Source organism: Pseudomonas sp. XP1, assembly GCF_053557675.1.
Map to the genome: position 1 here is coordinate 65,987 of NZ_JBNRIJ010000007.1, position 10,404 is coordinate 76,390.

Genomic DNA, 10,404 nt, shown 5'->3' on the forward strand with positions numbered 1-10,404 from the left:
AATCCGACACGGTGTATGGCACCGGCTTCGCCGGTGTTCGCGGGCACGCCCGCTCCCACAGGGGGCGAGGTGAGCCGAGACTCAGCTATACAGGAGCCAGCCGAATGAGCGACGCACTGCCAATGTCCCCTGCCGAATTCGAGCAGGCCCTGCGCGCCAAGGGCGCCTACTATCACATTCATCACCCGTACCACGTGGCGATGTACCAGGGGCGCGCCACCCGCGAACAAATCCAGGGCTGGGTGGCCAACCGCTTCTACTACCAGGTCAACATCCCGATGAAGGATGCCGCGATCCTGGCCAACTGCCCGGACCGCGAAGTGCGCCGCGAATGGATCCAGCGCCTGCTCGACCACGATGGTGCACCCGGCGAGGACGGTGGTATCGAGGCCTGGCTGCGCCTGGGCCAGGCCGTGGGCCTGGACCCTGACCAGCTGCGCTCTCAGGAACTGGTACTGCCCGGTGTGCGCTTTGCCGTGGACGCCTACGTCAACTTCGCCCGCCGGGCCAGTTGGCAGGAAGCGGCCAGCAGCTCGCTGACCGAGCTGTTCGCCCCGCAGATCCACCAGTCGCGCCTGGACAGCTGGCCGCAGCACTACCCGTGGATCGACCCGGCCGGCTACGAATACTTCCGCACCCGCCTGGGCCAGGCCCGGCGTGACGTGGAGCACGGCCTGGCGATTACCTTGCAGCACTACACCACCCGCGCGGGCCAGGAGCGTATGCTGGAGATACTGCAGTTCAAGCTGGATATTCTCTGGAGCATGCTCGACGCCATGAGCATGGCCTACGAGCTGAACCGCCCGCCCTATCACTCCGTCACCCAGGAACGTGTGTGGCACAAAGGGATCACCCTATGAGTTTCGACCGTAATCAAGTGCCGAACTGGCGCCCCGGCTACCGCTTCCAGTACGAACCGGCGCAAAAGGGCCATGTGCTGCTGTACCCAGAGGGCATGATCAAGCTCAACGACAGCGCGGCCCTGATCGGTGGCCTGATCGACGGCCAACGCGACGTTGCTGCGATCATCAGCGAACTCGAAAAACAGTTCCCCGGTGTCCCGGAAGTGGCCGATGACATCGAGCAGTTCATGGAGGTGGCCCGTGCCGAACACTGGATCGTCCTCGCCTGAGTTACCGCCCACGCCCGCAGTCGGCCTGCCGCTGTGGCTGCTGGCCGAGCTGACCTACCGCTGCCCACTGCAGTGCCCGTACTGCTCCAACCCGCTGGACTTCGCAGCCCAGGGCCAGGAGCTGAGCACCGCGCAGTGGTTCAAGGTGATGGCCGAAGCTCGGGAAATGGGTGCCGCGCAAATCGGCTTTTCCGGCGGAGAACCGCTGGTACGCCAGGACCTCGCCGAACTGATCGGCGAGGCCCGTCGGCTGGGCTACTACACCAACCTGATCACCTCGGGCATCGGCCTGACCGAAGCGCGTATCGCCGAGTTCAGGAAGGCCGGCCTGGACCACATCCAGATCAGCTTCCAGGCCAGCGACGAGCAGGTCAACAACCTGCTGGCCGGCTCGAAGAAGGCCTTTGCGCAAAAGCTGGAAATGGCCCGTGCGGTGAAGGCCCATGGCTACCCGATGGTGCTCAACTTCGTCACCCACCGGCACAACATCGACAAGATCGACCGCATCATCGAGCTGTGCATCGCACTGGAAGCCGACTTCGTCGAGCTTGCCACCTGCCAGTTCTACGGCTGGGCCCACCTCAACCGGCTGGGCCTGCTGCCGACCCGCGCGCAGCTGGAACGGGCCGAACGCATCACCAACGAGTACCGGGACAGACTCAAGGCCGAGGGCAACCCGTGCAAGCTGATCTTCGTCACCCCGGACTACTACGAGGAGCGCCCCAAGGCCTGCATGAATGGCTGGGGCAGCCTGTTCCTCACCATCACCCCGGACGGCACCGCCCTGCCCTGCCACGGCGCGCGCCAGCTGCCGGTGCAGTTCCCCAATGTGCGCGACCACGACCTGCACCACATCTGGTACCACTCGTTCGGCTTCAACCGCTTCCGCGGCTATGAGTGGATGCCCGAACCCTGCCGTTCCTGCGACGAGAAGGAAAAGGACTTCGGCGGCTGCCGCTGCCAGGCCTTCATGCTCACCGGCGATGCCAGCAACGCCGATCCGGTGTGCGCCAAGTCGGCCGACCACGGCATCATCCTCAAGGCCCGCGACGAGGCTGAAAGCGCCCAGCTCACCATTGAAGAGATGACCTTCCGCAATGAACGAAACTCCCGTGTCATCGTCCGCGGCTGAGTTCAGCGCGGCCCAGGCAGTTGCCGCCGGCACCGACTTCGCCGAACTCAAGGTCAGTGCTGCGGGGCTGTTCTGGAACGAGTTTCGCCCGGCCGACGGTGCCTGTCGCATCTGGCACTGGCAGCACCAGCAGGCCCGCTGCCTGACACCTGATGGCTTCAGCGTGCGTAGCCGGGTGTACGAATACGGCGGTGGCAGTTTCTGCCTGGGTGGTGACGGGCTGCTGTTCGTCAACGAAAAGGACCAGCAGGTCTATACCCAGGCCCTGGAAGGCGCAGCACCGCGCGCCCTGACCGATGATGCCAGCTGCCGCTACGGCGATGTGCAGTGGCACGACGGCCTGGTGCTGGCGGTCGAGGAGCAGCATGGCGAACGGGTCGAGCATCGCTTGGTCGCCCTGGGTGAACAAACCCGCGAAGTGCTCGCCGAAGGGGCCGACTTCTATGCATCGCCTACGGTGAGTGCCGACGGCCAGCGCCTGGCGTGGGTCGAATGGGACCGCCCGGCACAACCTTGGACCTTCACCAGGCTGATGTGCCGCACACGTGATGCAAGTGGATGGGGGCCCGCGCAATGTGTGGCCGGCGCTGACGAATCGCTGCAGCAGCCGCGCTTCGATAGCGAAGGCCGACTCTACTGTCTGTCCGACCGCAATGGCTTCTGGCAACCCTGGGGCGAGATCAATGGCTGCTGGCAGGCCCTGCCTGCCGAGCCCGCGGACCACGCTGCGGCACCTTGGCAACTGGGCGCCAGTACCTGGTTGGCGCTGGGGCCGCAAAGCTATCTGGCCAGCTGGTTCGAAGACGGCTTCGGGCAACTGGGGCTGCGCACTGCCGATGGCCGCCTGGAGCGTTTCGCCAGCGCCTACACGCGTTTTCGCAGCCTGGCCATGGATGCCGAACACCTGTACGCGATTGCCGCCTCGCCGATCAGCCCTCCGGCGGTCATCGCCATCGCCCGCGGCAACCACGAGGTCAGCGTATTGGCTGGTGGCGCCGAAGTGCTGCCGGCAAGGCATATCAGCCTGCCGCAGTCGATCCACTACGGCAGTGACGGTCACCGCGCCCACGGTTTCTTCTACCCGGCCGCCCGCTCGCAAGGGGCCGCGCCGCTGGTGGTATTCATCCATGGCGGCCCGACTTCAGCCTGTTATCCCGTGCTCGACCCACGCATCCAGTACTGGACCCAACGCGGCTTCGCCGTCGCCGACCTCAACTACCGAGGCAGCACCGGCTATGGTCGTGAATACCGCCAGGCCCTGCACCTGCGCTGGGGTGAAAGCGATGTGGCCGATGCTTGCGCAGCGGTGGATTACCTGGCCGAACAGGGGTTGATCGACCGCCACAAGGCGTTCATCCGTGGCGGCAGCGCGGGCGGCTACACCACCCTATGTGCCCTGGCGTTCAATAATGTTTTCCGTGCCGGCGCCAGCCTGTACGGGGTCAGCGACCCGGTTGCCTTGGGCCGGGCCACCCACAAGTTCGAAGGGGACTACCTGGACTGGCTGATCGGCGACCCGCTGCAGGACACCGAGCGCTATCGCCAGCGTACACCGCTGCTGCATGCTGGGCAGATCAAGGTGCCGGTGATTTTCTTCCAGGGCGAACTGGATGCGGTGGTGGTGCCGGAGCAGACGCGGTCGATGCTGGCGGCGTTGCAGGCTAACGGGATCGAGGCTGAAGGGCACTTCTATGCTGGGGAGCGGCACGGGTTCCGCAAGGCGGAGAACCTGGCGCATGCGCTGGAAGAAGAATGGAAATTCTATTGCCGGGTGTTGGGGGGCTGAGATTCTGGGGCTGCTTTGCGGCCCCAGATGGCTTAACGCTTGGCGATGATATACACCGCATGCACGATCCCCGGAATGTACCCCAGCAAGGTCAGCAGGATATTCAGCCAGAACGCCCCGCCAAACCCCACCTGCAGGAACACGCCCAGCGGCGGCAGAATGATGGCGATGATGATGCGTATGAAGTCCATGCGAGTCTCTCCTGAAGGGGTTACATCAGAGACTAGCCGTCCGCCACAGAGGTTCAACCGGCAAAAAAAACGCCCCGGGCCGAATGAAACAGGCCAAGGGCGATGCGCAGGAACGCCAGACGGTTCGTAGAATTCTCGATGTCACCAGGCCGCTAGGCTGGCATTTCGCGGCGGGCCTGCTGCTGGGCATGCAGGCGGGCGAAGGCGCGAGCCAGGCGCAGCAGCATTTCGTCGATGTTGCCCTTGCTCACGGTGAGCGCTGGCGAAAAACGCACCACATCCGCCTGCGGTGCGTTGAGCAGCAAGCCTTCGTGCAGTGCTGCCGCCACCAGTTCGCGGGCGAGGTTTTCTTTCATCTGCAGGGCCCAGAGCAGGCCTTGCCCACGCACTTCGCCCTGGCCATAGCGCCCGGCCAGCCGGTTCAGGCCTTCACGCAGGTGGCGGCCGTTGTCCTGCACCTGGGCGAAAAAGCCAGGCTCCAGCACGGTATCCAGCACGGCCAAGCCGGCGGCGCACATCAGCGCGTTGCCATGGTGGCTGCCTTCCAGTTCGCCAGGCTCGGCGCAGCATGCCGTGCCCCGGGCCAACAAGGCCGCCAGCGGTACGCCACCGCCCAGGCCCTTGCCCAGAGTGATGATGTCGGCGCGCACGCCGTAGGTTTCCTCGGCCAGCAGCGCGCCACAACGGCCGATGCCTGTCTGCACCTCGTCGAGGATCAGCAGGATGCCCAGTTCGCGGCACAGCGTTTCCACACCCTTGAGGTATTCCTGCGTGGCCGGGATGACACCCGCCTCGCCCTGGATCGGCTCGAGCATGATCGCCACGGTGCGCGAGTCCACCTCGGCGTGCAGCGCCGCCAGGTCGTTGAACGGCACCTTGCTGAAGCCCGGCAGGCCGGGCTCGCAGCGGTTGCATGGCAGCGGGTCGGACGCCGACAACGCGCCCAGGCTGCGGCCATGACAGGCCTGGGTGGCGGTGATGATGTGATAGGCGCCGTTGCGGTGCATCTGGCCCCACTTGCGCGCCAGCTTGATCGCGCCTTCGCAGGCTTCGGCACCGCTGTTGAGCAGGTAGGCCTGGTCGCTGCCGGTGCTCTGGCACAGGCGGTTGACCAGCCCCAGCAGGCCACGGCTGTGGAAGCCCGAGCCCGGGTTGATCAGCGCCTGGGCCTGATTGCCCAGCGCCTTCACCAGAACACTGGGGCTGTGGCCCAGGCTGTTGACTGCACCACCCTGAGTGAAGTCCAGGTAGGCATGCCCTTCGTTGTCCCACAACCAGGAGCCCTGGCCACGCACGAACACCTGTGCTGCACGTTCGGTGCTGGGCATCAGGCGCTCACGCGACAACTGCGGCGCTTCCGGCACGATCACCGGCGCACGCTTGGGCTCGGCGACGGCGGCAGGGGCCGGGCGGCGCAGGTTGAACAGGTTCATCAGGGCTCCAACCAATCACGACAGGCGCGGCCACGGTGCGGTCTGGGTGCCGCTACTCGGTATTTTGCCTTTCCTATCAAAAGTGTTTTTCATTCGGGGTAACAATCGTTTGATTGATCGCTGTAACCCGTTGGAATACGGCGATAGACTAGGCCTCGCGAGGGTTTTCGACCATTTCGTTTTTCCAGCATTTTCGATAAGTGTTGCTTATGGATTTCCGCCAACTGCGTTATTTCGTCGCGGTGTATGAAGAAGGCCACGTGGGCCGCGCCGCCGAGCGCCTGTCACTGTCGCAGCCAGCGCTTTCCCAGCAGATCCGTCAGCTGGAGCACAGCCTCGACCTGAGCCTGTTCGAGCGCAGCAACAAGCGGCTGCTGCCAACTCTGGCCGCCCATACCCTGTACAACCACGCCCTGCCGCTGCTCGATGGGCTGCAGCGAGCCCACGAAGCGATGCGCAACTTCAAGGGCCAGTCGCTACGTACCTTGGCCATTGGCGTGCTGCAGACCGTGCGGCCAAGCCTGGTGCCGCAGCTGCTCGAACGGCTGCGCAGGGCACAGCCACACCTTGTGGTGCAGATCTACGAATTGTCGGGGCTGGAGATCGAACGGCGCCTGCTCAACGGCAGCCTGGATATCGGTATCAGCTACCTACCGCCACGCCAGCCAGGGCTGCATGGCCTGCTGCTGTACGAAGATGAGCTGCAGCTGGTCATCCCGTCCACCCACCCGCTGAAGGATTTCAAGAAGGTGTCCATTCGCCAGGCCGCCGAGCTGCCCATGTTGATGCTGGGCGAGGAATTCCAGATTCGCCAGATCTGGCAGGCGCAACTGGCCAGCCAAGGCCGTCGGCCGCAGGTGCAGGCAGAGATGAACAACATGGCGGGGATTCTCGACAGCCTGGCCCATACCGCACTGGCCACCATCCTGCCGGGGCGGGCCAAGGAAGCCGCCGAGGATGATCAGGGGCTGCTGTGGAAGCCGTTGAGCGAGCCACGGGTACCACTGAAGGTTGGCTTGGTGTTTCGCGATGCCCAGCGCCAGCAAGCCTCTGTGGAGCTGCTGCGCACGCTGCTGGAGGAAGAGACGGACGCCCGCCTGTTGGGCTCATCACCGCTGGATGTGCTGGGCTGAAAAAACACGCGCACAAAGAAAACCCCGCCTAAGCGGGGTTTTCCAGACTGTTTCCCTGTGACATCCGTATCGCCCCGCCATCCTGGCAGGTGTTCCTTCGTCGTCATCCGTGATCTGTCCTTTGCGCTTCCTGCGCAACGTCCATGTGATAGAGAATAGCCGTGGATCCAATCTGAGAACAGTGGTGAAACGTCACCACGTCGTGTAGGAAAAAGCTTACACGGCAGGGCCGCATTGCAGCCCCCAAAGTCTCTCAGAACTGCTCGGCATCCAGCAGGTACAACGACTCACTCCCTGCCTTCACCGAAGCCACCAGCGAATCCACCCGCGGCAGCAACCGCGCAAAGAAGAACCGCGCCGTACCCAGCTTGCCCGCATAGAACGCTTCATCCCCCTCACCCGCCTGCGCCGCCTGCGCCATCAATGCCCACATGTAGGCATAGGCGACATAACCAAACGCATGCAGGTACTCGACCGAAGCCGCGCCAATCTCGTTCGGGTTGCCCTTGGCCTGCTCAAGGACCCACTCGGTCAGCCCGTCGAGTTGATCGAGATAGTTTTCCAACGGCTTGGAAAATTCTTTCAGTTCGCTACCCGCACCAGCAATGAACTGGCGAATCTCGTCGGAGAACAGCCGGTAGTACGCCCCACCACTGGCCACCACCTTGCGCCCCATCAGGTCGAGGGCCTGGATACCGTTGGTGCCTTCGTAGATCTGTGTAATGCGCACATCGCGCACCAATTGCTCCTGCCCCCACTCGCGAATGTAGCCATGCCCGCCGAACACCTGCTGGCCGTGCACCGCGCACTCAAGGCCCAGGTCGGTGAGGAAGGCCTTGGCCACCGGCGTCAGCAGTGCCACCAGCTCTTCACTGCGCTTGCGCACGGCGGCGTCTTCGCTGTATTTGGCGCTGTCCAGCTGCATGGCCACATAGCTGGAGAAAGCCCGGCCACCCTCGATCAGCGCCTTCATGGTCAGCAGCATGCGGCGCACATCCGGGTGGACAATGATCGGGTCAGCGGCCTTGTCCTTGGCTTGTGGCCCGGTCGGGGCGCGGCTCTGCAGGCGGTCGCGGGCGTACTCCACGGCGTTCTGGTAGGAGCGCTCGGCCGAAGCCAGGCCCTGGATACCAACGCCCAGGCGCTCGTAGTTCATCATGGTGAACATGGCCGCCAGGCCCTTGTTCGGCTCACCGACGATATAGCCGACCGCTTCGTCGAAGTTCATCACGCAAGTGGCCGAGGCCTGGATACCCATCTTGTGCTCGATCGAACCACAGGTGGCCGCGTTGCGCGCCCCCAGGCTGCCGTCTTCATTGACCAGGAACTTCGGCACCAGGAACAGCGAAATGCCTTTCGGCCCCGCCGGTGCATCCGGCAGCTTGGCCAGCACCAGGTGGATGATGTTCTCGGTCAGGTCGTGCTCGCCGCCGGTGATGAAGATCTTGGTGCCGCTGACCTTGTAGCTGCCGTCGGCCTGGGGCTCGGCCTTGGTGCGGATGATGCCCAGGTCGGTACCGGCGTGCGGCTCGGTGAGGCACATGGAACCGGCCCACACGCCGGCGTACATGTTCGGCAGGTACTTTTCCTTCAGCGCTTCACTGGCGTGGGCATTGATCGACAGGCAGGCGCCGGCAGTCAGCATCGGGTACAGGCCGAAGGACAAGCTGGAGGCGTTGACCATTTCCTCGACCTGGGCCGAGATGACCTTGGGCATGCCCATGCCGCCGAACAGCGGGTCGCCGCCCACGCCCACCCAACCGCCTTCGGCGTAGGTGTTGTAGGCCTCGGTGAAACCGGCCGGTGTACGCACCGCGCCGTTGTCCCAGTGGCAGCCCTCTTCATCTGCGGCGCGGCTGAGCGGTGCAATGGATCTGGCAGTGACCTTGCCGGCTTCCTCCAGCACCGCCATGGCCGTGTCGGCATCGACAACCTCGGCCAACCCGGGCAACTGCGCCCACTGCTCAGCCACGTTGAAGACTTCATTCAGTACGAAGCGCATGTCGCGCAGGGGCGCTTTATATTCAGCCATGACAACCTCTCGCTAGTCGGGTCGGGGCGGTCTCGGGGAACCGCGACACTGGGTTACAGGCAGTGTAACCGAACAACTTTTACGAGACATAGGGTCATCAACAGACCGCATAGTCAATTTTGGTCACGCTGTACGCACTGCCCCTCGCTGTGCTTGTTGCCCATGTACCATGACACAATTGCGCCCTGCGCCCTTGGCGCTGTACAGCGCCTGGTCGGCGGATTTCAGCACCGCTTCGGGGTCACGATGATCGGCCTGGCGCTCGGCCACGCCGATGCTTATGGTGACCGACACCGTACCTCCGCTGCTGCCCGCCCGTCGCTGGCGCCCGGCGGTATCGTCCTGCGGGCGGTTGTGCTGGTCTCGCAGGTGCATCACGTAGTTGGCGATCATTTCGCGCACGGCTTCCACATGCGGCACGCACTCCTCGGCAGTCTTGCCGGCAAACACCAGGGCGAATTCCTCGCCGCCATACCGGTAGGCGCGGCCACCCCCGGTGACCTTGGACAGGCGGCTGGCAACCAGGCGCAGCACCTGGTCGCCAACGTCGTGGCCGTGGGTGTCGTTGAATTTCTTGAAGTGATCGACATCGGTCATGGCGATCACATAGTTGCGCCCCAGGCGCTGCATACGCTCGTTCAGCGCACGGCGCCCAGGCAGGCCGGTCAGCTCGTCGCGGAAGGCCATCTGGTAGGCCTCGTGCGCCACCGCTGCGGCGATCATCAGCATTACCTGGCTGCACATGATGTTCAGGGTGAACGGCAGGATGAAGGTTTGCGGCAGCATCCAGAAGATACCCAGCAGGCCCATCACCTGCGCAGCGTGCAGCGGCCGTGGCGCGCGCAGGTATTGCACCACCAGCAGGATGAACACGCCGAGGAACAGCGGGTAGACCATCTGGATCAGGCTCATCCACTTGCCATGCAAGGTTGGCCAGCGGATTTCCGCCAACCAGGTCAGCAGCGCTTCGGGGTAGCTTTGCTCCAGGGCCACTGCCACGCTGCCCACGGCAAACAGCACGGCGCCGCGGGCGACCAGGTCCTGCAGCAGGTGGGTACGCTCCTGCCAGGCACCATATAGCCCGAACAGGGCGGGCAGCAGCAGGCACACAAGATGGAAGATCACCGCCGCGTCCTCGCGAACGCGGCCATGGTCACGGTAGAAGTCGGTCTGAGTGTCGAGCAGGTAGTAGGCGATGTACACCGTGAGCATCAAGAATAGCTCGCGCTGGCGACGGTACACCGCACAGTAGGCGCCCCCCAGCAGCAAAACCAAGGTGGGCAGGACATTGAACAGCGACGTGAAAAAGACACTGAGGTCTCTCACATAGGCCGCGGCGAGGCCTGCCAGCAAAAGAATCAGCGAAGGCAGGAAGTGGCTCGCGCGAACAGCGTTAAAACGAAACAAGGGTAATCTCCAACCCGGCAGATCAATGGTGGCATTGTGCCCTTACTTCATCGGCAGTGCACATGAACAGTTGAATATGCGGATGGAATGAACAGGAAATTCCGGCGTGCACGCGATCCATGTGGGAGCGGCCTTGTGTCGCGAAAGGGCTGCACAGC

At 63.8% G+C, this 10,404-nt stretch carries 9 protein-coding genes; 5 read left to right on the top strand and 4 right to left on the bottom strand.

Translation table 11 applies throughout. The features are described from left to right. The first annotated feature begins 104 nt into the window (after positions 1 to 104). From pqqC to ACK1U9_RS08960, 4 genes are read left to right on the top strand one after another with little or no spacing between them, the layout of a single operon-like run. Positions 105 to 860, top strand: a complete 756-nt coding sequence (pqqC, locus tag ACK1U9_RS08945) for a pyrroloquinoline-quinone synthase PqqC (RefSeq protein WP_003255592.1) — start codon at positions 105 to 107, stop codon at positions 858 to 860. Next, a complete protein-coding gene (gene pqqD / locus ACK1U9_RS08950; RefSeq protein WP_085600078.1) occupies positions 857 to 1,132 on the top strand; it encodes a pyrroloquinoline quinone biosynthesis peptide chaperone PqqD in 276 nt (91 codons plus the stop codon). The genes pqqC and pqqD overlap by 4 nt, the downstream gene beginning before the upstream one ends. Then, positions 1,104 to 2,264 carry a pyrroloquinoline quinone biosynthesis protein PqqE gene (gene pqqE / locus ACK1U9_RS08955; RefSeq protein WP_108480299.1) on the top strand — a complete coding sequence of 387 codons (1,161 nt, stop codon included), beginning with the start codon at positions 1,104 to 1,106 and terminating at the stop codon, positions 2,262 to 2,264. The genes pqqD and pqqE overlap by 29 nt, the downstream gene beginning before the upstream one ends. Continuing rightward, a complete protein-coding gene (locus tag ACK1U9_RS08960; protein ID WP_108480300.1) occupies positions 2,230 to 4,050 on the top strand; it encodes a S9 family peptidase in 1,821 nt (606 codons plus the stop codon). The genes pqqE and ACK1U9_RS08960 overlap by 35 nt, the downstream gene beginning before the upstream one ends. Before the next feature lie 32 nt (positions 4,051 to 4,082). Here the strand turns inward: ACK1U9_RS08960 and ACK1U9_RS08965 are convergent, their stop codons facing one another. Beyond that, entirely contained in the window at positions 4,083 to 4,241 is a 159-nt protein-coding gene (locus ACK1U9_RS08965; protein WP_009681539.1) for a YqaE/Pmp3 family membrane protein, read from the bottom strand. Between the two features lie 152 nt (positions 4,242 to 4,393). Beyond that, entirely contained in the window at positions 4,394 to 5,674 is a 1,281-nt protein-coding gene (locus ACK1U9_RS08970) for an aspartate aminotransferase family protein (RefSeq protein ID WP_046614436.1), read from the bottom strand. Between the two features lie 209 nt (positions 5,675 to 5,883). On the opposite strand from ACK1U9_RS08970, the gene ACK1U9_RS08975 reads away from it, so the two are divergent. Next, entirely contained in the window at positions 5,884 to 6,807 is a 924-nt protein-coding gene (locus ACK1U9_RS08975) for a LysR family transcriptional regulator (protein WP_046614437.1), read from the top strand. Between the two features lie 253 nt (positions 6,808 to 7,060). Here ACK1U9_RS08975 and ACK1U9_RS08980 read toward each other — a convergent pair whose 3' ends face one another. Beyond that, on the bottom strand, positions 7,061 to 8,839 hold the full coding sequence (locus ACK1U9_RS08980) for an acyl-CoA dehydrogenase C-terminal domain-containing protein (RefSeq protein ID WP_046614438.1): 1,779 nt from the start codon (positions 8,837 to 8,839) through the stop codon (positions 7,061 to 7,063). 123 nt (positions 8,840 to 8,962) lie between these two features. Further along, entirely contained in the window at positions 8,963 to 10,246 is a 1,284-nt protein-coding gene (locus ACK1U9_RS08985) for a GGDEF domain-containing protein (RefSeq protein WP_046614439.1), read from the bottom strand. Positions 10,247 to 10,404 lie beyond the last annotated feature (158 nt).

Excerpts from the sequence above, each read along its gene's own strand:
- pqqC (WP_003255592.1), top strand. The coding sequence starts at position 105 with ATGAGCGACGCACTGCCAATGTCCCCTGCCGAATTCGAGCAGGCCCTG.
- pqqD (WP_085600078.1), top strand. The coding sequence starts at position 857 with ATGAGTTTCGACCGTAATCAAGTGCCGAACTGGCGCCCCGGCTACCGC.
- ACK1U9_RS08960 (WP_108480300.1), top strand. The coding sequence starts at position 2,230 with ATGAACGAAACTCCCGTGTCATCGTCCGCGGCTGAGTTCAGCGCGGCC.
- ACK1U9_RS08965 (WP_009681539.1), bottom strand. The coding sequence starts at position 4,241 with ATGGACTTCATACGCATCATCATCGCCATCATTCTGCCGCCGCTGGGC.
- ACK1U9_RS08970 (WP_046614436.1), bottom strand. The coding sequence starts at position 5,674 with ATGAACCTGTTCAACCTGCGCCGCCCGGCCCCTGCCGCCGTCGCCGAG.
- ACK1U9_RS08975 (WP_046614437.1), top strand. The coding sequence starts at position 5,884 with ATGGATTTCCGCCAACTGCGTTATTTCGTCGCGGTGTATGAAGAAGGC.
- ACK1U9_RS08980 (WP_046614438.1), bottom strand. The coding sequence starts at position 8,839 with ATGGCTGAATATAAAGCGCCCCTGCGCGACATGCGCTTCGTACTGAAT.